Here is a 21,345-nt window from a genome sequence, read left to right as displayed (position 1 = left end):
AGCGCTGCCGCGGGCAGGTGGCGCCCGCGATGACGAGCGGGGTGCAGACGTCGATCCTCATGGGCCGCCCTGGCCGAGCAGGTCACGCAGCGCGCGCTCCTCCTCGGGACTCAGGCCGGTGACGAACTGCTGCAGCGTGGCGATCGGATCCGGGCCGCGATCCAGGGCCTGGCGCATGGCCTCGGCGGTCATCTCGGCGGCGTTCTTCACCGGGCGGTACGCCCCGCGCCGCCCCTCCGCGTCACGCAGGACGAGGCCCTTGTCGTACAGACGCTTGAGGATGGTATGAACCGTGTTGTACGCGAGGTCACCACCGATCCCGCTCTGGATCTCGGCGGGGGTGAGTGCCTTGTCGGTGGCCCACAGGGCGGCGAGGACTTCGCTCTCCAATTCTCCGGCGCTGCGCCGCTGCGCTCGGCCTGCCCGGCCCGCTCTGCTCGCTCTGCCTCGGGGGTTGGTGCCTGCCATCCCGTCACCTTACAGCGCGTAGGGTCAGGGCCAGGCTGGGTCCATGGCCTCGGGTCGCCCGGGGACCGCCTACCGGCCGACGAGGGCGTTCGGTTGGCTCGCGCCGGGACATTGTTGCGTGCCCTTTCGCTTCCAAGGGGCTGCCCCTGGGGCTCTGGAGGCGTGGGGGCTCGACGCATCACGGTGGGGAGATCGGTTCGGCCCGCTCTCCGGGCGTGACCAGCTCAGAGCGGGAAGACAAGCAGGGAGATATCTGTGAAGACGTGGCGTACTCGCATAGGCATCGGTCTCGCTGTGGGGGCAGCGGCGGTTGCCGTTCCGCTCACCAGCACCTCCGCCTTCGCCGCAGGTCCCCCCGGCGCGGGCTGGGTGCTCCAGGGCGGCGAGGCTTACCCGTCGAAGGCGGCGTGCGAAGCCTCGGAGCTCCCGAACGCCAAGGCCAACGGGTTCAACGAGGTGTGGTGCGACGACAGCAAGACCATCATGACCATCTACTACCGCTGACATCGGTGGCGTCACCGACGTCACGTGGAGACGAATCGCTGCTTCTGGTGCGCCGCGCCGGTGGCAGCGGGCTCACCACGTCCCGCAGAACAACGCAGGGAAAGTTGGCCGGGTGCACTCGCCTGGGCAGTGCCACACTGGCGCCATGGGAAAGCCGCAGACGATCGACGAGTACATCGGGGGCTTCCCCGGAGAGGCCCGCGAGACCCTTGAGCAGGTACGTGCGCTGGCCGAGGAGGCGGTGCCCGACGCCGGCGAGGCGATCAAGTGGGGCTCTCCCGCCTGGGTGCACCCGTCTGGGACGATCTTGTTCGTGATGAGCGGGCACGCGAAGCACGCGAACGTCGTGTTCACGCCCAGCACCCGCGAGGCGTTCGACGCCGAACTCGCCGACTTCAGCACCGGCAAGGGTTCGGTCAAGCTCCCGTACGGCGAGCCTGTGCCAGATGATCTGCTGCGCCAGATGATCGCGTTCCGTGTACGTGAGCACGAGGACGACGGTGTGCTGTGGATGTGACGGCTGCGCACGGTCCCGGTAGATGACCTCCGCACCGGGACGCTCGCTCAGCGCGACGTCGTCCGCCCCCAGCACCCGGGGCGGCGCACCTACCCTTCACTGCCCCACAGTTCACGCAACGCCTCGTTGACGGCGTCGGGCTCCTGCGTGTGGGGGTAGAAACCGGGCACGCGCAGGAGATGGGCGCCCAGGGTCTCGGTGAGAGTCTCGGCCACGGCCACCAGCGGTTCACCGACGTAGGTGCGGTAGAGCTCCGGGGCGTCCTGCCAAGTCCCGCAGATCACCAGCGTCGGGAAGGGCGCCGCACGCAGGGGCTCGACGGGCACGTCGGCCTCCCAGATGGGCCGCTCCCGCATCGAGGTGGCCACGGCCCGCAGTCGCTCCGGAGTCGGCTCGGGCATGGGCATCCCGATGCCTTCGGTGGAGTTGCGCAGGAACTCCACCGGGCCCATGGGATCGGCCACTTGGGGCGCCGCGCCCGTCACCCGGCTCAAGAGCCGCGCCACGACAGGGTGTTGAGCGGCAGCGGTGAACGCGGAGGGCTGGATCAGCGTCAGCGACCGCACCAGATCGGCGCGGCGTACGGCGGCGAGCATGGCGATCACGCCGCCGTTGCCGTGCCCCACGAGATGCACGCCGTCCCCGCGTCCATTCCCGCGACCCTGCCCGTGCCCGTGCCCCTGCCCGCCGCCGTCAGACGCGGGCGACAACTCGTCGAGGAGCCCGACCACGTCATCGGCATCGACCTCGAAGTCGTTGCGCTCGACGTCCGGGCTGCGGCCGTACCCGCGCCGGTCCACCAGCAGCAGTCGGGCGCGGTCGGCCAACGGACGCTGCGCGGCGAAGCCGTAGGCGTCGTCACTGCCCCAGGTAAAGATGTTGTGCACGAAGACCGCGGGCGGACCCTGCCCCGCGGTCTCGTCCCACACCGTCACGTGTATCGGCGCCAACAGTCACGACTCCTCTCGCTCCACGGCTCGACTCAGCAGACCACCGTCCGGTCGTACGTGCCCGTGACCCCCTCGTAGATGTACAGCTTCGACTGCCCGGCACCGAGGGTGTAACACGGGCTGTCCCCCGCGTAGTTCACCACCACCTTGACCCGCATGGTGCGGCCGCAGTTGTTGGTGAGGTCGACGTCGAAGCCATTGGGGGTGTCGGTCACGTACCTGTTGATGCAGGCCGGTGCCGTTCCGTCCGCCGCGTGGGCCGCCGGGGCGGTCAGCACGCACATGCCGCCGAATGTCACGGCGGCGACGGAGACGGTGGCAGCCGCCCGGGGAATCCTCCTGCGCACGTTCATCTCACGCCCTCCTGTTGATCCTGTTCGCCCTGGCTGTCCTGGCCGTCCTGGGGTGCGGTGCGGTTCCCCCAGGACGTGCCCTGATCAGGAGAATCGGACGCCCCTCACACGAGCGACACCGGATCAAGCGGCGCCCGCCGACCGGCCGGTTGTGCGCCCCGGCGCGTCAGGCCGCACTCTCCGGGTGTCAGTCGGCGACCACCGCGATCAGCGCCGCGTTCGCCCCCGGCGCGTCGAGGTCGATGCGGCGCGGCGGACGGAATCCCGCCTCGACGAGCCACTCCCCGTACTCCCCCGCCGTGTAGTTCTCCCCGCCGACCGTCTCGACCAGCATGTTGAGCCCCATCAGCGCGGCCGCGGGCGGCCCGTCGCGCCGGTCGTCCACCATCAGCTCACTGATCACGACGGCACCGCCCGGCGCCAGCGCGCTTCGGCACCGGGAGAGCAGGGCCCGGCCGGTGTCGGCGTCCCAGTCGTGCAGGATCATCGAGAGCAGCATCAGGTCGTGCCCCTGCGGCAGGGGTTCGTCGCCGAGGAAGTCGCCGGGCCGCGTCGTGACGCGATCGGAGAGTCCGGCCTGCGCCGCGTGGGCATCGGCCACCGGGCACACGTGCGGCAGGTCGAGGACGGTGGCACGCAACTCCGGGTGGGCGCGGCACAGTTCGATGGAGTAGGCGCCCGAGCCGCCGCCCAGGTCCAGCAGATTGCGGTACGGCGTGAAGTCGGCGGACCGGGCCAGGACGCGGGCGGTCGAGGACGACAGGGAGTGCATCCCCTCCCAGAAGGAGTCCAGGAGTTCGGGGCTCTCGTTGTCGAAGAGGCTCTTCTGCCGGGCCGGGTCCCAGGTGGTGGGCGCGTTGGACCGGACCGCCTCCGTCAGCCTGCCCCACCCCGCGTACAGCCGCTGGTCCAGCATCCGCAGCCAGCCGCCGAAGTGGTACGGGCGGCCGGGGACCAAGTAGGCGTCGGCGAGCGGGGTGTTGCGGTACGTCACGCCGTCGTCGGACTCCAGCAGGTCGAGTGCTGCGCATGCCGTGAGGAGGAGACGGGTCGGCCGGGTCTCGACGCCCAGGTCCGCGGCGAGCCCGGCAGCGGTGATGCCACCCGCGGCGTCCACGCGTGCGAACACGTCGAGTTCGTGCGCCGTGGCCAGCGCCTTGAACGCCCAGAAGCCCGTACTGAGGGCCATCAGACGGTCGGGGGACGGGAGGGAGACTTCCTCGGGGGCCGTCATGGCTGCAGCACAACTCCTTGGGAAAGACGCAGGGAACGGAGAGATCGAGAACGGGGATACGGGATTACGGGATACGGGATTACGGGGATGAGGCGCAGGTCAGCACTGTGAGCAACGACCCCGTGCCGCCGAGGGTGCGGTGCCCGGGGTGCGGCACATGTCAGTTGGCCGCGCCGTCGAGCAGCCGGCAGTAGCGCATGCGAAGGGCACGCTCCATGCTGCCCAGCGCCGCCGCGACGCCGAGTGTGATGTTGAGCCAGAGCGGCAGGTCGACGGGTGACTCGAAGCTCCCGATGCGTGCGGCGACGGGAGGTGTCGCGGAGACGGGTTCAGCGATCTGCAGGACGAACAGGGCGGCACCGATGAGGAGCATCATCAGCGAGCCGAAGCCGATCAAGCGGCTGAGCACCGGCTGATCGCGGCCGAGGCCGGAACGACGTCCCTCAGCGGAGGCAGGGTCCGGGACTAGTGTCCCGATTTCGAGATTCCGCACCGCCACTCGCATGATCGGCGGGCCTCTGACCAGGCGCTTGGTGCTGGTCGCGCCTCACGTGGTGCGGCGGAAACTCAAAACCAGCTCACTAGTGCTGCGTTCCTCAAAGGGTGTAGGTGAACCGGCGGCGTTGGCGTCGTGGGGGTGGTGGTGGACGCCCGTCCCGAGGGCGGGATCCACGACCGTTCGGTGCCGGCGCGGGATCGGCTCGTGAACTGCCTGAGGCAGGTGCTCGCGCCGGCCGGGGTCGGGGACCAGGCACGGGACGCCTGGGGCAAGCTCTACGAGGCGTTCGTCGCCCCGAGCAGACCGACGAATTGCGCGCGGCGTATCTCGCCATGGACCGGGAGGGCCAACGCCGGGTCGAGTCCTGGCTGGCCGCCCTCACGCAAGAAGGCGCGCTGGCCCCGGGCGACAACACCCGACGCACACGGTTCCTGATGACGGTCCTCAACGGGCTCGCGACCGAGCGGGCGCTGCCCGCCGAGGAGTCGATCCTGCGATCCGAGACGGACACCCTGTACATGGCCGTCGACTGTGTCCTCGGCTCCCGGACGTAGCGCCTACTCGCCCTTGCCCGTGCCCGGCCGTCCTCAACGCTGTCGATCAAGAGGGCCGGGGTTCGGCACAGCCCAGCGCCCCGCACCCGTCGCTCCGACGGCCCCGCATCGCTGGCGCCCCTGCCCGGCCGGCCCCACTTTTGGATCATGAGCACTCCACCGTACGCCCCCGAAGACCGCGCCGACGGCGGGGCCCCGCCCGGCGACCAGGTGCCCGACGGGCCGCTGCGCCGCCTCTCGCGCGCCGCCTGGCAGGTGATCCTGCTGGCCGGGATCGCCTCGCTGATCCTCGGTGTGCTGGTGCTGGTCTGGCCCGGCGCGTCCCTGCTCGTCGCGGGCGTCTTCTTCGGCATCTACCTCGTCGTCAGCGGCATCGCCCAGCTCGCCTCCGCGTTCGGCACGCATGTGTCGACGGGGCTGCGCGTGCTGGCGTTCATCAGCGGCGCCCTGTCGATCCTGCTCGGCCTGCTCTGCTTCCGCGGCGCGCTGCAGTCGATCCTGCTGCTCGCCCTGTGGATCGGCATCGGCTGGCTGTTCCGGGGCATCGCCCAGACGATCGCCGCGGCCTCCGACCCGCACATGCCCGCACGGGGCTGGCAGGTCTTCATGGGCGTGATCAGCTTCCTCGCGGGCGTCGTCCTGATCACCTCACCCTTCGACTCGGTCGCGGTCCTGACGCTGCTGGCGGGCTGCTGGCTGGTCGCCCTCGGTGTCACCGAGATCATCACCGCCGTCCAGGTCCGCAGCCGCGCCCGGCACCTGCCGCCGGGAGCGTAGGACGGTCACCGCGCCCGCACGTCAGCCCGAGATGCGCGCCTCGACGCCGTCGAGCAGCAAGTCCAGTCCGCTCCAGAAGGTCTCGTCGGCGTCCAGGTGGGGGCCGTCGTGGACGACCGTGGCCAGCGCGGGGAACCGTCCCGTGGCCAAGGTGCGCGACAGATAGGGGCCGTAGGCGGCCTGCCACTGCCTCTTGTCCATGCCCGTGTCCCGCTCGGCGCGCAGCTCGGTGATCTCCCGGCGCACCGCGCCGATCACGTACGCGTCGACCGCGGCGACCACGGGCACGACGGTGTCCAGGTCGACACCGTCCATCGCGGCGTAGACGGCCTCTCCCCTGGCCAGGGCGTGCGGGCCGAGCCGGGGGCGCCCGCCGATCAGGTCGGCGAGCCATTCGTGCCGGTGCACGGCCTGCCGGGTGGCTTCGGCGAAGGAGCGCAGCGCCGCGCGCCAGCCGTCCCCCTCCGGCCGGATCTCGGCGTGGACCGCGTCGACCATCAGGTCGAGCAGCTCCTCCTTGGTGTCGATGTAGCCGTACAGCCGCATCGGCCCCACGCCCAGCGCGCCGGCGACCTTGCGCAGCGACACCGCCTCCATGCCGTCCGCGTCGGCCAGTTGGACCGCCGCTCGCACGATCCGCTCCCGGCTCAGCGGGGCCGGCACCGGTCGGTCCTGCGGCTCCGGCCGCTCCCACACCACCATGCCGCAGACGATACAGCGCCTTGAGCGATACAGTGTATCGACCAATACAGCGAATCGAGTGGGGGGCAACCATGACCACGACCATCGCCATTGTCGGAGCGGGGCCGGGCGGCCTGGCCCTTGCCCGGGTGCTGCACGTGCACGGCATCGACGCCGTCGTGTACGAGCGTGACGCCTCGCGCGGTGCGCGCGATCAGGGCGGCATGCTCGACATCCACTCGGGCCAGCGGGCGCTGCGCGAGGCCGGTCTGCTCGACGAGTTCTTCGCGATAGCCCGTGGTGAGGGCCAGGACATGCGGCTCCTCGAACCGGACGGCACCCTGCTGCTGCAGGAGGACACCCCCGACGACGCCCCGCTCGCGCGGCCCGAGGTGGACCGCGCCGATCTGCGCGACCTGCTGCTGGACTCCCTCCCCGAGGGCGTGGTGCGCTGGGGGCACGCCTTCGCGTCCGCCGCCGACGGCGTGCTGCACTTCGCCGACGGCAGCAGCGCCCGGTACGACCTGCTGGTCGGCGCCGACGGCGCGAACTCCCGGGTCCGCCCCCTGCTCACCGACGCCCGGCCGACGCACATGGGCCAGAACTTCGTCGAGCTCTGCATCTCCGACATCGACCGCACCCACCCCGACCTCGCGGCGATGGTCGGGCGCGGCAACTACTGGGTGCTCGGCAACGGACAGTCCCTGGCGGCGCAGCGCAACGGCGACGGCTGCGTACGCATCGGCCTCAACTTCTACAACACCGACCAGGACTGGTTCGCCACCAGCGGGATCCCCTTCGACGACCCGGCCGCCGCCCGGGCCCGCCTGATCGACCTGTTCTCCGGCTGGGACCCGCGCATCACCGCACTCATCGCGGCCTGTGACGACACGGTCGTACCGCGGTCGATCTCCACGCTCCCCATCGGGCTGACCTGGCCCTCGGCGCCGGACGTCACGCTGCTCGGCGATGCCGCGCACCTGATGCCGCCGGTGGGCCAGGGCGCCAACATGGCGCTGCTCGACGGCGCCCTGCTCGGCCTCGCGCTGGCCGCGCACCCGGACGACGTGCCCGCCGCCGTCAGGGAATACGAACGCGAGATGTTCGAGCGCACCGGCGCTGCCGCCCGGATGTCCGCGGACATCCAGGAGTTGCTGACGGCGCCGGACGCCGCCCAGAAGATGCTCGCCTTCTTCCAGCCGGGCTGAGGGTCACCGCGCGCCGGTCCGCGCGGCTCGCCTCCTGCTCCTGCTCCTCATCCCCTCGCCACCGTCTACACCTCGTCGCGTACGCGGCGGCTGCCGCCTCCGTAGGCCGCCGCCGTGACCGTGCGTGCCCGCTGCACGACTTCGTTCGGCGCGTTGCTGGGGCTGTAGACGACGAGGGCGCCGGGCTGCTTGGCCAGGGTGAGCGCGTCGGGTGCCGATGCCGTCTCGCCGTCGTACGCAAGGGAGTTGACCTCCGCGAGCTCGGTCAGGTCCAGTCGCCTCACCTGTCGCGCGTGGTAGACGCGGGAGCGGAGCAGCGAGCCGGTGAGGGCCGAGAGGACGACCCGCGTGCGGGCCAGCGGGGTGTCGGCGGAGACGGTGCGGATGTCCAGGGTGCCGTCGTCCAGGCGGGGGCGGTGGCTGGGGGCGAAGCCGTTGGGCAGGTAGTGGCCGTTGCCCGCGAACAGCAGCCAGATCAGGTGGGGTTCGCCGTCGATGCGCAGGTGGATCGGGGTGGCGGTGCGCAGGACGCGGGCCAGGGCGAGGGCGGCGGCGGGCGCCTTGCCGATGCGGCCCTCGATCCGCTCGCGCGCGGCGACCAGCTCCGGGTAGAGGCCGATGGAGAAGGTGTTGAGGAAGTGCTTGTCCTCGCCCGCCGGCACCTGCACCTGCGCCAGGTCCACGCGGATCGCCTGCCCGTACTCCACCGCGTGAGCCGTCTCCTCGAAGGTCTGCGTGTCCGCGTCCAGGGCGAAGTGGTTGAGGGTGCCGCCGGGGAAGACGGCGAGGGGCACGCCCGCCGCGGTCGCGCGCCGTGCCGCCGCGTTGACCGTGCCGTCGCCGCCGCACACACCCAGCGCGCCGCCGTCCTTCCTGGCGCGGTGCGCCGCCTCGTCCAGCAGCACCCCGAGATCGTCGCCGGGGGCGCTGACGACGATCTGCGCCTCGGGCAGCAGCAGCTTGAGGTGCTCGTCGGCGGGCAGACGGCCCGGAACCCCCGCGCCGGAGCGGGAGTTGACGATCACGGTCAGGCCCGCGCCCCGCGGCAGGGCCGGTGCCGCCTCGTCGGCGCGGGCCGTGCGCTCGCCGGGGGCGGTGACGCGCGGCGGCCACCAGTAGCAGGTGGCCGCGGCCGCCGCCGCGCCGATCGCACAGCCCGCGAGGACGTCGCTGGGGTAGTGGACACCGACGTACACCCGGGAGAACGCCACGGCGGCGGCGAGCGGGGCGACGACGAGGGCGCCGCGCCACGACTCCAGCGCCACGCCGCAGGCGAAGGCCGCGGCCGACGCGGAGTGCCCGGACGGGAACGAGGAGGTGTGCGGGTACTTCACCAGGCGCCGCACCAGCGGAACCGCGTCGAAGGCGGGGCGGGGTCTGCGGACCGCGTACTTCGCGACGGTGTTCGTGGCCAGCGAGGCGAGCGCGAGAGCCCCGGCCCCGCGGACCGCGGCCCGCCGAGCGCGGGGCCCGCCCGCGGCCGCGAGCGCCCCGGCGGTGGCGAACCACAGGCGGCCGTGGTTCGCGGCCCGCGACAGCCGCGGCAGCACCTGCTCCGCGCCCGGCAGCCGGGACTCGGCCACGCGCAGGAACATCCGGCGGTCCAGGACCCGGAAGCTGTCCAGGGCACGGAGACCGACCAGGGCGCGGGGCATGTTCGATGAGGAGACCATGATCTCTGGCTACCCTGTTCGACCATGGACCGCGCACGCGACGCGCCGCCCCCGGCCGTGGCAAACGTCTCACCGGGCGCGAGTTTTCACGGCGTGACGGACTGCCTCTCAGCGAGGGGTCGTCAGCTGCGCACGCACCAGCAGCAGCACGTGCTGGGCGCTGGCGTGGTGGCGGTAGGGGTACAGGCGGCGGACCAGGGCGCGGAGGATCCGGCGGGCCTGATGGGGCGGCAGGGTGGGCAGGAGAGCGAGGCAGTCGCGCCACTGGGCGCAGGCCGCGTCCAGGTGTCCGACCGACAGCAGGGCCTCGGCGTAGCGGGCGTGGCTGAGCGCGCGGGCCCTGCGGTGTTCGGCGTCGCGGTGCTCCAGGGACTCCTGAAAGGCGTGCAGCGCCCCGGTCCGGTCGCCGAGGACCAGGAGGGTGCGGGCGCGCTGGTAGTCCAGGCCCGCACGGGGGTACGCCGTGAAGGCGCCCGGGGCGCTGTCCTGCCCCGCCCGCGCGTGGTGGCGCTCGGCCTGGCGCAGGTCGTCGCGCGCCTCCCGGCCGAGACCGTGGGCGGCCCGGGCCAGGGCGCGTCCGGCCAGGAGGTAGGCCAGGGCCTCGGGGGGACTCTCACGGGGTGCCAGCAGCGCCGCGCGCTCGGCGAGGTCCAACGCGTGCATGGGGTGGCCCAGTTCGTCGGCCTGCGTGCTCATCGCGCGCACCGTGATCGCGTACGTGATGCGGTCCCCCGCCCGCGCGGACAGCGCGCAGGCCGTACGGAAGTAGTCCTGGGCGAGACCGTCGTGACCGGCCGCACCGCTCATCGAGCCCAAGAGATGGGCGAGTTGGGACAGCGGCACCAGGAGAGCGGCGTGGGACGGGGAGCGGGTCTGCGTGAAGAGCCCCGGTCCCGCTTCACCTGCGATGAAGGCCGCGGCGGCCGCCCTGGTGCGCGGGCCGGGGTGGCGCGCAGCCAGGTCGTGGAAGAGCGTCACCGCCTCCTCCAGGGACTGCGCCTCCCAGGGCGTGTGCGCGGTCGGGGACTGCTCGCCGGCGTCGTCCGGCGGCAGTGACCAGCGGGGCCTGAAGTCCGTGGTGTAGGGCGAGTTGAGGAGGACCGAGCGCAGTCCGGGGTGGATGTCGGTGCGGCACAGGGTCAGCAGGCGGCGGACCGGGTCGGTGCGGTCGGCGGCCGGGCTCAGCGCCTCGCCGCGCGCCCGGGCGAGCGGGGCGAGGCCGGTGTCGTCGGGGGTCACGGGCCGGCCGGTGGCCTGGCTGAGCACCTCGGCGACCACATCGGCGACCCGGCGCCGGGGGCGCGTCCCGGCCAGCCAGTGCGCGACCGCCGTACGGTCGTAGCGCAGGCGCAGGCCACGGGCGCTGCCCAAGGCGTTGACCCGGCGGGCGAGTTGGGCGGCGCTCCAGTCCGCTTCGGCGAGCAGGGCGGCCAGTTGGTGGTTGCGTCCGCGGCGGGTCATGCCTCGTCCCTCGGAGAGCTCTGCGGCTGATCGGCGTATGTCCTCGACCGGCCGCGCAGGACGGTTTTTTCTTGGGCTTTCAACATATTCACGCATGCAGCGGTACAGGCCACTTACTGGTGTCGATGTCCGGTGCTTAGGTGAATTCTGCCGCTCGCATGCCGGACGGGAAACAGCTCACCAGGCGCAACGTGGTGCCGAGTGGGGCCCACAGGGGTGTGGGGATTCACGGCGGGGAGTGTTTGCGGCGTGCACGCCTGCCCGCTCGGCCGGACCGACCATCCGGCCCTCCCGTCCAGCAGAGACGAACCGGCCCGGCCGGGCCGACCACCCGGCCGCACAGCTCCTGGCCCCCTTTCCGAGCAGACCGCCCCAGACCCTTGAGAGGAGGCGGAACCATGTCCGTCCCGCCGCATCCCCACGGCTCCGATCCCGGCCCGGCCTCCCCACCACCCCGCCCCCGCACGGTGGTTCTCGCCTCCCCCCGCTCCTTCTGTGCGGGGGTCGAGCGCGCCATCGACACCGTGGAGCGGCTCCTCGACAGCGCCGACGAGCCCGTCTACGTGCGCAAACAGATCGTCCACAACACGCACGTCGTGCGGCGGCTGACCGAGCGCGGCGCCCGCTTCGTCGACGAGCTCGACGAGATACCCGACGGCGCGCTGACCGTGTTCTCCGCGCACGGGGTCTCCCCGCAGGTTCGCGCAGAGGCCGGGCACCGGGGGCTGCGGGTCGTGGACGCGACGTGCCCGCTGGTGACCAAAGTGCACGCGGAGGCACGGCGGTTCGCGGGGCGCGGCCACACCGTCGTCCTCGTGGGGCACGCCGGGCACGAGGAGGTCGAGGGCACGCTGGGCGAGGCACCGGACCGCACCGTCCTGGTCGAGACCGCCGACGACGTCACGGCACTCACATCGCTCGAAATACCGGACAGCGACCGGATCGCCGTACTGACCCAGACCACCCTCGCCGTCCAGGAGACCCAGGAGGTCGTCGGCGCGCTGCGGGAACGCTTCCCGCTCCTCGCCGAGCCGGGCTCCGACGACATCTGTTACGCCACGACCAACCGGCAGCTGGCCGTGGAGGCGGTGGCGGCCGAGGTCGACGTGCTCCTCGTCGTCGGCTCGGCGAACTCCTCCAACTCGGTGCGTCTGGTGGAGGTGTGCCGCCGCCTCGGCACCGCCGCACACCTCATCGAGGACGCCGCCCGCATCGACCCGGCGTGGCTCGAGGGGGCGGACCGGGTCGGCCTGACCGCCGGGGCGTCGGCGCCGCCCGCCCTGGTGGACGGGGTGATCGAGTTCCTCGCGGGGCTGGGCCCCGTCACGGTCGTCGAGCGCACCACGACCGTCGAGGACCTGCACTTCGCGCCGCCCTCGGCCGTACGGACGTGAGCGCGCCCCGCCGCCGTACGGACGGAGCCCGTTCGCCGCCGTACGGACGTGAACTCCCCTCCCCCGCCGATCCGTTGAACGACCGCTCGCTCCTCGCATCGTAGGTAGGCACACCCATGGCTGCTGTGACCTCTGCTCCCGTGACCCACGACTACCCCGTGCTCCGCCGCGTGTCCGGCCCGGAGTCTCTGCGCTCGCTGTCCGGCGAGGAGCGAGAGCGACTCGCCGCCGAGATCCGGGGGTTCCTCATCGAGCACGTCTGTGCCTCGGGCGGCCACCTCGGCCCCAACCTCGGCGTCGTCGAGCTCACGCTCGCGCTGCACCTGGTCTTCGACTCCCCCGCGGACGCGCTGCTCTTCGACACCGGCCACCAGGCGTACGTGCACAAGCTGCTGACCGGGCGGGCTCCGGGATTCCGTGGGCTGCGCCAGGCCGGGGGCATGTCCGGCTACCCCTCGCGCGCCGAGTCCCCGCACGACGTCATCGAGAACTCCCATGCCTCGACGGCCCTTTCGTATGCCGACGGGCTCGCCAAGGCCCATCATCTGGCGGGCGAGGCGGACCGGTCCGTGGTCGCGGTCATCGGGGACGGGGCGCTGACCGGAGGCATGGCGTGGGAGGCGATGAACAACATCGGGGGCGCCCCGCACCGGCCCGTCATCGTCGTCCTCAACGACAACGAACGCTCCTACGCCCCGACCGTCGGCGCCCTCGCCGACCACCTCCAGCACCTGCGCGGCGACGCGACGGACACCGTCGACTGGCTGCTGGACGCGCCGGGTGCAGCGAACCGGCCGCCGGGCGGCGCGGGCGGCGGCATGAGCGGCACGGGCGGCGTGAGCGGGGTGAGCGGGGTGAATGGCGTGAGCGGTCCGCTTCCGGTGGCCCGCACCCTCTTCGAACTCCTCGGCTTCGCCTATCTCGGACCGGTCGACGGCCACCATCTGCCGTCCGTGGAGGAGGCGTTGCGCATCGCCCGCGACATGCGGGTGCCCGTCGTGGTGCACGTCGTGACCGTCAAGGGGAAGGGATACGAGCCGGCGGAGCAGGACGCGTCCGAGCGCATGCACGCGGTCGGGCCGCTCGACCCGCAGACGGGCGGACCGCTCGCCCCGCAGACAGGCCGTCCGCGCTCGTCCGCCCCCACGCCGCCCACCTGGACGCGGGTGTTCTCCGAGGAGATCTGCCGCCTCGGCGAGGACCGCCGCGACCTGGTGGCCCTCACCGCCGCGATGCCCGGCCCGACGGGGCTCGCCCCCTTCGGCGAGCGCTTCCCGGAGCGGTTCTTCGACGTCGGAATCGCCGAGCAGCACGCGGTGACGTCGGCGGCGGGCCTGGCCATGGCGGGGCTGCATCCCGTGATCGCCGTGTACGCCACCTTCCTGGGCCGCGCCTTCGACCAGGTGCTGATGGACGTGGCGCTGCACCGGCTCCCGGTCACCTTCGTCCTGGACCGGGCCGGGGTCACCGGTCCCGACGGGCCGAGCCACCACGGCATGTGGGACCTGACGGTGCTGGGCGCCGTGCCCGGGATGCGGGTCGCGGTGCCCCGGGACGCGGCGCGGCTGCGGGAGCTGCTCGGCGAGGCGATGGCCGACGGCAGGGGGCCGACCGCGCTGCGCTTCCCCAAGGCGACGGCGGGCGCGGACCTTTCGGCGGTGGAGCGGATCGGCACCGTCGACGTGCTGCGGCACTCCCGGAGCCGGGACGTCCTGCTGATCGCGGTGGGCCCGCTGGCCACCGAGGCGCTGGCGGCGGCGCAGCACCTGGCCGCGCTCGGCGTCGGCGTGACCGTCGTCGACCCGCGCTGGGTGCTGCCCGTCTCCGCCGACCTGACGCGGCTCGCCGCCCGGCACCGGCTGGTCGTCACCGTGGAGGACAACACCCGCGCGGGCGGCGCCGGTACGGCCGTCGCACGGGCGCTCGCGGATGCCGGAAGCACCGTGCCGGTACGGGTCCTCGGCCTGCCCGGGCGGTTCCTCGCCCACGGCGGGCGCGCCGACATCCTCGCCGCGGCCGGACTCGGCCGCAGCGGCATCGTCCACTCGGTCCTGCGCGCCCGCGCGGGCCATCCCCACCTGGAGCCGGAGGCCCTCCGTGACCACTGACCTGGGCATGCCCGCCCGTTCGCTGACCGCTCCGCGCCGCCGCACGCGCACCGTCCACGTGGGCTCCGTGCCCGTCGGCGGTGACGCCCCGGTCTCGGTGCAGTCCATGACGACGACGCTCACCGCCGACGTCGACGCCACGCTCCAGCAGATCGCCGAACTCACCGCCGCGGGCTGCCAGATCGTGCGCGTCGCGGTGCCCTCGCAGGACGACGCCGACGCGCTGCCCGCCATCGCCCGCAAGGCGCAGATCCCGGTGATCGCCGACATCCACTTCCAGCCCAAGTACGTGTTCGCCGCGATCGACGCGGGCTGCGCGGCGGTCCGGGTCAACCCGGGCAACATCAAGCGCTTCGACGACAAGGTCAAGGAGATAGCCCAGGCCGCCCGGGACGCGGCGACGCCCATCCGCATCGGCGTGAACGCGGGCTCCCTCGACAAGCGCCTGCTCCTCAAATACGGCCGGGTCACACCGGAGGCCCTCGTGGAATCGGCTCTCTGGGAGGCATCGCTCTTCGAGGAGCACGGTTTCACCGACCTCAAGATCTCCGTCAAGCACCACGACCCGCTCGTCATGACCGCCGCGTACACCGAGCTGGCCGAACGCTGCGACTACCCCCTGCACTTGGGCGTCACCGAGGCGGGCCCCGCTTTCCAGGGCACGGTCAAGTCGGCGGTCGCCTTCGGCGCGCTGCTCTCACGCGGCATCGGCGACACGATCCGGGTCTCGCTGTCCGCACCTCCGGTGGAGGAGGTCAAGGTCGGCATCGCCATCCTGCAGTCGATGGGCCTGCGCGAACGCCGCCTGGAAATCGTCTCCTGCCCGTCCTGCGGCCGCGCCCAGGTCGACGTGTACCGCCTGGCCGAGGCAGTGGAGGCGGCCTTCGACGGCTTCCCGCACCCCTTGCGCGTCGCCGTGATGGGCTGCGTGGTCAACGGCCCCGGGGAGGCCCGCGAGGCCGACATCGGCGTCTCCTCCGGCAATGGCAAGGGCCAGATCTTCGTCAAGGGCGAGGTCATCAAGACGGTGCCGGAGTCGAAGATCGTGGAGACGCTGGTGGAGGAGGCGTTGAGGCTGACCGATTCGGCGTGACGTCGACGATCCCGGGGCTTTGCCGGGCAGGCGATACAGAAGCCCCGGCCGTGGCACGCGCCGAGGGCCCCTCACCCGGCTGGGGTGAGGGGCCCTGGTCGTACCGGCGGGCCGGATCAGGCGGTGGCGAGCGAGATCTCCGTCGACTTGATCAGCGCGACGACGGAGGAGCCGGCGGCCAGGCCGAGGTCGGTGACCGCGTCCTTGGTGATGGCCGCGGTGAGCGCACCGCCCTCGACGTCGACCTTGACCGAGGCCATGGCGCCGCCGGCGGCGACGTCCGAGACGGTGCCCGGGATCTGGTTGCGGATGGACAGGCCCCGGACCGGGCCGGTGGCCAGGGAGACCTCGGTGGACTTCACGAGGGCCTTGACCGCGGAGCCCTCGGCGAGCCCGAGGTCCTTGACGGCCTCGGCGGTGATCGCGGCGGTGATGTCCTGGCCGCCGTCCAGGCGGACCCTGACCGTCGCCATGGCTTCGCCGGTGGTGACGGACGCGACGGTGCCGGCGATCTGGTTCCGGATGGACAGGCTCATGGGGTGGTGCCTCGCAAAGGTAGAGGGACGGAAGGGGTGAGCGGGCCGTTGTCGCGCGGCTCGCCGGACTTCATGGCTCCGAAGGTAATCCCTCCGCAAAAGTCCGGTTGTGGGCGCGCCGCATCCGAGAGCCAGAAGGGCCACAGTTCCTGGCAGATCGGGCCACGCCCACACTCCCGACCTCACCGGGATCCACCGGGAGCCACCGAGCCCGCCAGCGCAACATCCAACGACGACAGCGTATTTGCGACGCATATTGGCTGATCTGCCAAGCATGCGACAGGGGACTATGACAACTGCCGTGGCACATGCAGGATGAGAATGTTCTTCGGGACGCGGATGCCGAGGGATCCGCCCCCGGCCCGGGCCCAGCAGGCGAGGTCACCGATGGTCACACGCAGTCAGGACGAGCACCTCGGCCATTTCGGCCACGCCGGCCACGCCGGCCCGCGCGCGATCAGCCGCGACGCCGCCTCGTACCACCGCCCTGACGCGCGCATCGCCCACTACATCGACCGGGCACTGGGCGACGCACGCACCGTCCTCAACGTCGGCGCGGGCACCGGGTCCTACGAGAACGCGGCACACTCGATCACCGCCGTCGAGCCCTCCCTCGCCCTGCGGGCCCAGCGCCCCGCCGAACTCGCCACCGCCATCGACGCCGTCGCCGAACATCTCCCCTTCGACGACGGGCAGTTCGACGCCTCGATGACCCTCTTCAGCGTCCAGGAGTGGACCGACGTCACCGCCGGGCTGCGCGAGATGCGGCGCGTCACCCGAGGCCCCGTCACCGTGCTGACCTGCGACCCCCTGCGCGTGCGCGACTTCTGGCTGTACGAGTACGCCCCCGAGGTCCTCGACGCGGAGGCCCGCCGCCACCCGCCCCTGCACCGCCTGACGGCCGCGCTCGGGGGCACCACCACCATCCAGTTCGTCCCCATACCGCTGGACTGCACCGACGGCGGCTTCAACGAGGCGTACTACGGTCGCCCGGAACTCCTCCTCAACCCGGCCGCCCGCCGGGCCAGTTCGGCCTGGAGCTCCCTCGACGAGCAGGCCGCGCAGGACTTCGACACCTCCCTACGCCGGGCGCTGGGCTGCGGCGCCTGGGACGAAGCCTTCGGCCACCTGCGCAGCCGGCCGACGTACAGCGGTTCACTCGTGCTGCTGCGCGCCACGCCGTGACCGGCGCGGCCTCGGGGCCTCGGGGCCTCAGCGATAACACCCCGAGCGGCTGTCCGGAAGTACAGCCTTGTGGCGTTGCCGCGCCGTCCGTACGTAAGTGCGCCACGCAGTGGGGGCACAGGCGCTCATCGGGAGGTGACAGCTGTGAGGGGTCTCGGGTCGGCCGATGGTGAGTCCGTCCTCGATGAACCGGGTCCGGCCCGCAGTATCCGTAGAGAGGGGAGATCTCGCCTTCAGCCCGGTGCTTGTAGAACGCGACGGCGTCGATGACCTCCCGCTCGAAGGGGCTGATCCCCGGGAGAAGGGAGCGGAGCGCCAACCCTCCGGGCGTGAACACGTTGAACGCTTGTGCATTTGCGCAAGGTCATATACCTCGGCAGCGGTCAACCAGCCTCAGCCCAGAGCGCACGGCAAGGTCGCGTACCGCCGTACGAAGCTGCCGCCCGCGAAGGTGCCGCGCGCCGCGTCGACCGTGAACTCCGGAAAGCGGGCGAGGAGTTCCTCCAGGGCGACGCGGGCCTGGAGGCGGGCCGCGGCGGCGCCCAGGCAGTGGTGCGGGCCGAAGCCGAAGGCCGCGTGCTGACGGTGGCTTCGGTCGGTGTCGGGTACGTCGGCCGTGGGGCCGAACTCGCGCGGGTCACGGTTGGCGGACCCGTACAGCAGGAGCACTTTGCGGCCCGCCGGGACGGTGGCGCCGTGCAGGGTCACTTCCCTGGTGACCGTGCGGGCCAGCGCCTGCACGGGTGCGGCAAGGCGCAGAAACTCCTCGACGGCGTGCGGGATCAGGCCGGGTCGGGCGGCGAGCGCGTGCCGCAACTCCAGGTGTGCGGTGAGGAGTTCGGCAGCCGTGCCGAGCAGCCCCGTGGTGGTGTCGTTGCCGCCCGCGACCATCGTGAAGGCGAAGCCCAGGATGCGCAGCAGGCTCGCCTCGTCGTCGCCCATGACCTGGATCAGGTCGGAGACGGTGTCGTCGGCGGGGGTGGTGCGGCGGCGGTCGATGAGCTGCGTGAAGCAGTCGAAGAGACCGCCGACCGCCTCGGTCGCGTTCAGCGGGTCCCCCTGGGCGTTGGCGGCGACGATCTGCTCCGTCCAGCCGTCGAACCGCGCCCGGTCCGCTGCGTCGACGCCGAGGTAGCGCGCCACGACGAAGCTGGGCAGCGGCTTGAACAGGGCGGAGATCAGGTCCACTTCGGCGCCACCGCTCTCCTCCGCCAGCCGGTCGAGATGGTTCAGGCGGCCGCGGACGAAGCTTCGTATGTCCGGCTCGATGGCGGCGACGCGGCGCGGGGTGTACCCCTTGGTGATCAGCCTGCGGAAGTCGGTGTGCTCGGGCGGGTCGAGCATCACCATCGGCGTCGCCGCGTCCAGGCCGATGGCCTCCATGTCTCCGTACGTGAAGGTGAGCCCTTGACGGGAGGAGTACACCTCGGGGTCGCGCAGCGCCGCGTACATGGGGTACGGGTCGCGCCAACTCTCGCCGGAGCAGGGGACGAAGGCGGCGCGGGAGCGAGGCAGAGGTGGCGGAGGGGGTGACGGGGGTGACGGGGGTGACGAGGGCGTCATGGCGGCACGGTGGGGCGGCACTCCTGAGAAGTCAAGGCTCCGCAGAGATCAGGGCAGTTATCAGGGCAGTGGCCGACCGGAGGTCAGCGGGGCCCGTCTCCTCCCCCGGCCGCCGGAGGATCGGCGCCGCGACTGCCGGGCCCTTCGACCGTACGGGATTCGGTCGTACGGGCTTCGGTCGTACGGGAATCAGGCGCCCTGGAATCGGCGGACGGCGCCGCCGTGGCGAGTTCGAGGTGGGGGCGCTGCAGCAGGCCCGCTCCCACCAGCACGCCGAGCGCGATCGCGGCCACCGTGACGGTGGTGGTGATCAGGTCGGGCACGCTGTTGGCGTTGTGCTGGACGAAGAGTTCGGAGACGCCCAGCAGCCCGGTCGAGCCCGGGACCAGCATCCAGAAGCACGGCAAGAAGATCACCCGGTCCGGTGTGCTGGTCCGCCGCTGGATCGCGGCGGCCATCGGCGGCAGCAGCATGCCCGCGGCGAACGCCCCGAAGGCGGGCCCGAGGACGGTGGTGCCCAGCGACTGCACGAAGCGGGCCAGGAACAGGGCGCCGACCAGCCAGCCGATGACGCGGGGCGGGGCGATGCGGAAGAGCTGGAAGCCGAGGCCGAGCAGCAATAGTGCGCACCAAGGGGCCCAGCGCCCCAGGGTGTCGGGGTAGGGCTCGGCGACGGGGCGGGCGCCCACGGCGGTGGTGCCGACGAGGATGCCGAAGGCGAGCAGCAGCAGAACGTTGCCCGCCTTGGCGAGCCGGGCCATGCCGGACAGGACGGCCCCGGCGGCGAGTTCGATGACGCCCAGCGTCAGTGAGGCTCCCGGCAGGAAGGCGATCAGGGGCGGGATGAACAGGTTCGTCGGCGCCTCGTGCAGCACAGGTCCCGCCCAGCGCTGCGCCACCACCGTGACCAGCACGGCCGCGGCCACCGGCAGCCCGCTCCTGATCGCGGGGAAGCGGTCGCCGAGCAGGTGCAGCAGGCCGACCAGGACGCCCAGGACCGCGTAACCCACGATGGCCGGGACGGTGGGGTGGCGCACCACGCCCAGGCCGATGGTCAGCAGCGCGTACCCCAGGACGCGGGCGGCCGGGTTGAACCGGACGGTCAGGTCCTCGACTTCCCGCAGCGCGCCGCGCACTTCGGGCAGCGGTACGGGTTCGCGCCGCATCCGCTCGACCAGGAGCTGCAGGGCCTGGACCTGGTCGAGCCGGAGGTCGGGGCCCTCGACCGGCGCGAAGTCGACGATTCCGGCGGTGCTGCCCGGGCCGTGGGCGACGCGCACGAAGACGCCGGTGGGCACGGCGAAACAGCGCGCGGCGACGCCGTAGCGGGCCGCGATGTCCTTGATGGTGCTCTCGATCTGCGCGGTGCGCTCCGCCGCGCGCACGAGGTCCATGCCCACCGTGCTGAGCGTGGCGGCGAGCTCCTGCAGCATGCGCGGCTCCAGGTCCTCGCTGCGCGGGACCCGGATCGTGTCGGCGCCGAGCGGGGGCAGCCGCTTGCGAAGGGCGGCGGCGAGGTCGTGCGTGGACGCTTCGGACGACGGCGGACCATCTCCCGGGCCGACGACGCCGGAGGCCCCCGGGTCACCGGTCCGCGGCGGCGCCCCGTCCCTGCGGCGGCGCTGTCGCCCGGTGCGCCTCGCCCTCTCCCACCACCAGCTCATCCGCGCACGATCCGATCAGGACCGGGACCGGGACCGGGACCGGAGCCAGGGCTGGAGCTGGGGCCGGGACTGGGGCCGGGACTGGGGCCGGAAACAGCTCGCTGCGCCGCAGGGGACCAGGCAAACCTTGGTCACCTGCGTGGCCGACCGGACCAGTGCGACCATCGGGCTCCTCACTCCGGCGACGCAGCGGACACGACCGAATCTCGCACGGTCCGCCGCGTCCCGCCTCCCGGGTTCCACTGGCGAGGGCGGCCGACGCCGGGTCCACTGGAATGGCCCCGTCACGCCGAAGACCCGCCGAAGACCCGCCGAAGACCCGCTGAAGACCCCGCCGAAGAGCCAGCCAAGCAGCCAGCCGAGGAGCCCCCGTCATGGCCGACACCCACAATGTGCTGCTGATCTTCTTCGCGGATCCCGATCGCTGCCGCGCCGCGTTCGCGGACTTCAAGCTGCTGCCCGATCTGGCGGCGGTCGCGGTCCTGGAACGCTCGGCGGACGGGATCGTGGACGTGCCGGAGAGCCACGTGGAGAGCACGGCCGGGTACACGGTGGGCGCCGGGGTGGTCGGTGGTCTGCTCGGGCTGCTCGCCGGTCCCGCGGGGGCGTTCCTGGGCCTGACCAACGCGGCGGCCGCCGCCGAGGCGCTCGCGAACGCCCGCGATCAGGAGGGCGGGGCCGCTCTGATCTACGTCAGTGGCCGCGTCGAGGACGGGACGGCGGCGCTCGTCGCCGACCTCTACGAGGAGTCCCCGCGGCCCGCCGACGACCTGGCCCTGCGCCATGGCGGCACCTTGGAGCGGCTGTCCGCCAAGGGGTTCGCCGCGCAGGTGCGGGCGGCGGAGAAGGCGGCCCGCAAGGCGTAGCTGACCGAGCCGTACGGGCTGCGTGGCCTCCTCACGGCCTCAGTGTCCGCGGCTCCC

21 protein-coding genes are annotated in these 21,345 nt (G+C 72.4%); 10 read left to right on the top strand and 11 right to left on the bottom strand.

Annotated features, from left to right (window positions below):
• Positions 1-57 precede the first annotated feature (57 nt).
• Positions 58-468, bottom strand: coding sequence for a BlaI/MecI/CopY family transcriptional regulator (locus ACQB60_RS19185; RefSeq protein ID WP_496927227.1), 411 nt, complete (start codon positions 466-468; stop codon positions 58-60).
• 255 nt (positions 469-723) lie between these two features.
• On the opposite strand from ACQB60_RS19185, the gene ACQB60_RS19180 reads away from it, so the two are divergent.
• Both ACQB60_RS19180 and ACQB60_RS19175 read left to right on the top strand, forming a co-directional pair.
• On the top strand, positions 724-972 hold the full coding sequence (locus ACQB60_RS19180) for a hypothetical protein (RefSeq protein ID WP_496927226.1): 249 nt from the start codon (positions 724-726) through the stop codon (positions 970-972).
• A 145-nt stretch (positions 973-1,117) separates the two neighbouring features.
• Positions 1,118-1,489: an iron chaperone gene (locus ACQB60_RS19175; RefSeq protein WP_496927225.1), complete on the top strand. Its 372-nt coding sequence runs from the start codon at positions 1,118-1,120 to the stop codon at positions 1,487-1,489.
• 89 nt (positions 1,490-1,578) lie between these two features.
• Here ACQB60_RS19175 and ACQB60_RS19170 read toward each other — a convergent pair whose 3' ends face one another.
• From ACQB60_RS19170 to ACQB60_RS19155, 4 genes are all read right to left on the bottom strand, one after another.
• On the bottom strand, positions 1,579-2,439 hold the full coding sequence (locus ACQB60_RS19170; protein WP_496927224.1) for an alpha/beta fold hydrolase: 861 nt from the start codon (positions 2,437-2,439) through the stop codon (positions 1,579-1,581).
• A gap of 32 nt (positions 2,440-2,471) precedes the next feature.
• Positions 2,472-2,792 carry an alpha-amylase inhibitor gene (locus ACQB60_RS19165; RefSeq protein WP_496927223.1) on the bottom strand — a complete coding sequence of 107 codons (321 nt, stop codon included), beginning with the start codon at positions 2,790-2,792 and terminating at the stop codon, positions 2,472-2,474.
• 187 nt (positions 2,793-2,979) lie between these two features.
• Complete coding sequence (locus ACQB60_RS19160; protein WP_496927222.1) at positions 2,980-4,026, bottom strand: methyltransferase; 1,047 nt, start codon at positions 4,024-4,026, stop codon at positions 2,980-2,982.
• A 160-nt stretch (positions 4,027-4,186) separates the two neighbouring features.
• Complete coding sequence (locus tag ACQB60_RS19155; RefSeq protein ID WP_496927221.1) at positions 4,187-4,435, bottom strand: hypothetical protein; 249 nt, start codon at positions 4,433-4,435, stop codon at positions 4,187-4,189.
• A 401-nt stretch (positions 4,436-4,836) separates the two neighbouring features.
• Here ACQB60_RS19155 and ACQB60_RS19150 point away from each other — a divergent pair, with 401 nt between their 5' ends.
• The gene (locus ACQB60_RS19150; protein WP_496927220.1) at positions 4,837-5,079 is read left to right on the top strand and encodes a hypothetical protein; all 243 of its coding nucleotides are present in this window, start codon (positions 4,837-4,839) and stop codon (positions 5,077-5,079) included.
• Between the two features lie 147 nt (positions 5,080-5,226).
• The gene (locus ACQB60_RS19145) at positions 5,227-5,856 is read left to right on the top strand and encodes an HdeD family acid-resistance protein (RefSeq protein WP_496927219.1); all 630 of its coding nucleotides are present in this window, start codon (positions 5,227-5,229) and stop codon (positions 5,854-5,856) included.
• A gap of 21 nt (positions 5,857-5,877) precedes the next feature.
• On the opposite strand, the gene ACQB60_RS19140 is transcribed toward ACQB60_RS19145, so the two are convergent.
• A complete protein-coding gene (locus ACQB60_RS19140; protein WP_496927218.1) occupies positions 5,878-6,558 on the bottom strand; it encodes a TetR/AcrR family transcriptional regulator in 681 nt (226 codons plus the stop codon).
• A gap of 71 nt (positions 6,559-6,629) precedes the next feature.
• On the opposite strand from ACQB60_RS19140, the gene ACQB60_RS19135 reads away from it, so the two are divergent.
• Positions 6,630-7,745 carry an FAD-dependent oxidoreductase gene (locus tag ACQB60_RS19135; protein ID WP_496927217.1) on the top strand — a complete coding sequence of 372 codons (1,116 nt, stop codon included), beginning with the start codon at positions 6,630-6,632 and terminating at the stop codon, positions 7,743-7,745.
• Positions 7,746-7,810: 65 nt separating this feature from the next.
• On the opposite strand, the gene ACQB60_RS19130 is transcribed toward ACQB60_RS19135, so the two are convergent.
• Both ACQB60_RS19130 and ACQB60_RS19125 read right to left on the bottom strand, forming a co-directional pair.
• Positions 7,811-9,400 (bottom strand): bifunctional phosphatase PAP2/diacylglycerol kinase family protein, encoded by a 1,590-nt coding sequence (locus ACQB60_RS19130; protein WP_496927542.1) that lies wholly within the window; start codon positions 9,398-9,400, stop codon positions 7,811-7,813.
• Positions 9,401-9,526: 126 nt separating this feature from the next.
• Complete coding sequence (locus tag ACQB60_RS19125) at positions 9,527-10,879, bottom strand: NsdA family TPR-like regulatory protein (RefSeq protein ID WP_496927216.1); 1,353 nt, start codon at positions 10,877-10,879, stop codon at positions 9,527-9,529.
• A gap of 398 nt (positions 10,880-11,277) precedes the next feature.
• Here ACQB60_RS19125 and ispH point away from each other — a divergent pair, with 398 nt between their 5' ends.
• From ispH to ispG, 3 genes are all read left to right on the top strand, one after another.
• Positions 11,278-12,273, top strand: coding sequence for a 4-hydroxy-3-methylbut-2-enyl diphosphate reductase (gene ispH / locus ACQB60_RS19120; protein ID WP_496927215.1), 996 nt, complete (start codon positions 11,278-11,280; stop codon positions 12,271-12,273).
• Between the two features lie 116 nt (positions 12,274-12,389).
• A complete protein-coding gene (gene dxs, locus ACQB60_RS19115; protein WP_496927214.1) occupies positions 12,390-14,381 on the top strand; it encodes a 1-deoxy-D-xylulose-5-phosphate synthase in 1,992 nt (663 codons plus the stop codon).
• Positions 14,382-14,388: 7 nt separating this feature from the next.
• Positions 14,389-15,474: a flavodoxin-dependent (E)-4-hydroxy-3-methylbut-2-enyl-diphosphate synthase gene (gene ispG / locus ACQB60_RS19110; protein ID WP_496927541.1), complete on the top strand. Its 1,086-nt coding sequence runs from the start codon at positions 14,389-14,391 to the stop codon at positions 15,472-15,474.
• 116 nt (positions 15,475-15,590) lie between these two features.
• Here the strand turns inward: ispG and ACQB60_RS19105 are convergent, their stop codons facing one another.
• Positions 15,591-16,010 (bottom strand): TOBE domain-containing protein, encoded by a 420-nt coding sequence (locus ACQB60_RS19105; RefSeq protein ID WP_496927213.1) that lies wholly within the window; start codon positions 16,008-16,010, stop codon positions 15,591-15,593.
• Between the two features lie 387 nt (positions 16,011-16,397).
• Here ACQB60_RS19105 and ACQB60_RS19100 point away from each other — a divergent pair, with 387 nt between their 5' ends.
• A complete protein-coding gene (locus tag ACQB60_RS19100) occupies positions 16,398-17,195 on the top strand; it encodes a class I SAM-dependent methyltransferase (RefSeq protein WP_496927212.1) in 798 nt (265 codons plus the stop codon).
• Between the two features lie 393 nt (positions 17,196-17,588).
• Here the strand turns inward: ACQB60_RS19100 and ACQB60_RS19095 are convergent, their stop codons facing one another.
• Positions 17,589-18,647: a cytochrome P450 gene (locus ACQB60_RS19095; RefSeq protein ID WP_496927211.1), complete on the bottom strand. Its 1,059-nt coding sequence runs from the start codon at positions 18,645-18,647 to the stop codon at positions 17,589-17,591.
• A gap of 194 nt (positions 18,648-18,841) precedes the next feature.
• On the bottom strand, positions 18,842-20,422 hold the full coding sequence (locus ACQB60_RS19090; RefSeq protein WP_496927210.1) for a threonine/serine exporter family protein: 1,581 nt from the start codon (positions 20,420-20,422) through the stop codon (positions 18,842-18,844).
• A gap of 374 nt (positions 20,423-20,796) precedes the next feature.
• Between ACQB60_RS19090 and ACQB60_RS19085 the strand changes: the two genes are divergently transcribed.
• Positions 20,797-21,288 carry a histidine kinase gene (locus ACQB60_RS19085; protein ID WP_496927209.1) on the top strand — a complete coding sequence of 164 codons (492 nt, stop codon included), beginning with the start codon at positions 20,797-20,799 and terminating at the stop codon, positions 21,286-21,288.
• Positions 21,289-21,345: the final 57 nt, after the last annotated feature.

It is taken from the genome of Streptomyces odontotermitis (assembly GCF_050510915.1).
In the GTDB taxonomy this organism is placed as follows: domain Bacteria; phylum Actinomycetota; class Actinomycetes; order Streptomycetales; family Streptomycetaceae; genus Streptomyces.
The sequence above is the reverse complement of the archived record's forward strand: the minus strand, read 5'-3'. Positions and strand labels throughout refer to the sequence as shown.

Bases quoted from the DNA above. Each gene is read 5' to 3' on its own strand.
- ispG (WP_496927541.1), top strand. From the start codon at position 14,389: ATGCCCGCCCGTTCGCTGACCGCTCCGCGCCGCCGCACGCGCACCGTC.
- ACQB60_RS19125 (WP_496927216.1), bottom strand. From the start codon at position 10,879: ATGACCCGCCGCGGACGCAACCACCAACTGGCCGCCCTGCTCGCCGAA.
- ACQB60_RS19095 (WP_496927211.1), bottom strand. From the start codon at position 18,647: ATGTACGCGGCGCTGCGCGACCCCGAGGTGTACTCCTCCCGTCAAGGG.
- ACQB60_RS19145 (WP_496927219.1), top strand. From the start codon at position 5,227: ATGAGCACTCCACCGTACGCCCCCGAAGACCGCGCCGACGGCGGGGCC.
- ACQB60_RS19105 (WP_496927213.1), bottom strand. From the start codon at position 16,010: ATGAGCCTGTCCATCCGGAACCAGATCGCCGGCACCGTCGCGTCCGTC.
- ACQB60_RS19140 (WP_496927218.1), bottom strand. From the start codon at position 6,558: ATGGTGGTGTGGGAGCGGCCGGAGCCGCAGGACCGACCGGTGCCGGCC.
- ACQB60_RS19130 (WP_496927542.1), bottom strand. From the start codon at position 9,400: ATGCCCCGCGCCCTGGTCGGTCTCCGTGCCCTGGACAGCTTCCGGGTC.
- ACQB60_RS19135 (WP_496927217.1), top strand. From the start codon at position 6,630: ATGACCACGACCATCGCCATTGTCGGAGCGGGGCCGGGCGGCCTGGCC.
- ACQB60_RS19160 (WP_496927222.1), bottom strand. From the start codon at position 4,026: ATGACGGCCCCCGAGGAAGTCTCCCTCCCGTCCCCCGACCGTCTGATG.
- ACQB60_RS19165 (WP_496927223.1), bottom strand. From the start codon at position 2,792: ATGAACGTGCGCAGGAGGATTCCCCGGGCGGCTGCCACCGTCTCCGTC.
- ACQB60_RS19090 (WP_496927210.1), bottom strand. From the start codon at position 20,422: ATGAGCTGGTGGTGGGAGAGGGCGAGGCGCACCGGGCGACAGCGCCGC.
- dxs (WP_496927214.1), top strand. From the start codon at position 12,390: ATGGCTGCTGTGACCTCTGCTCCCGTGACCCACGACTACCCCGTGCTC.
- ACQB60_RS19100 (WP_496927212.1), top strand. From the start codon at position 16,398: ATGGTCACACGCAGTCAGGACGAGCACCTCGGCCATTTCGGCCACGCC.
- ACQB60_RS19085 (WP_496927209.1), top strand. From the start codon at position 20,797: ATGGCCGACACCCACAATGTGCTGCTGATCTTCTTCGCGGATCCCGAT.
- ACQB60_RS19175 (WP_496927225.1), top strand. From the start codon at position 1,118: ATGGGAAAGCCGCAGACGATCGACGAGTACATCGGGGGCTTCCCCGGA.
- ispH (WP_496927215.1), top strand. From the start codon at position 11,278: ATGTCCGTCCCGCCGCATCCCCACGGCTCCGATCCCGGCCCGGCCTCC.
- ACQB60_RS19185 (WP_496927227.1), bottom strand. From the start codon at position 468: ATGGCAGGCACCAACCCCCGAGGCAGAGCGAGCAGAGCGGGCCGGGCA.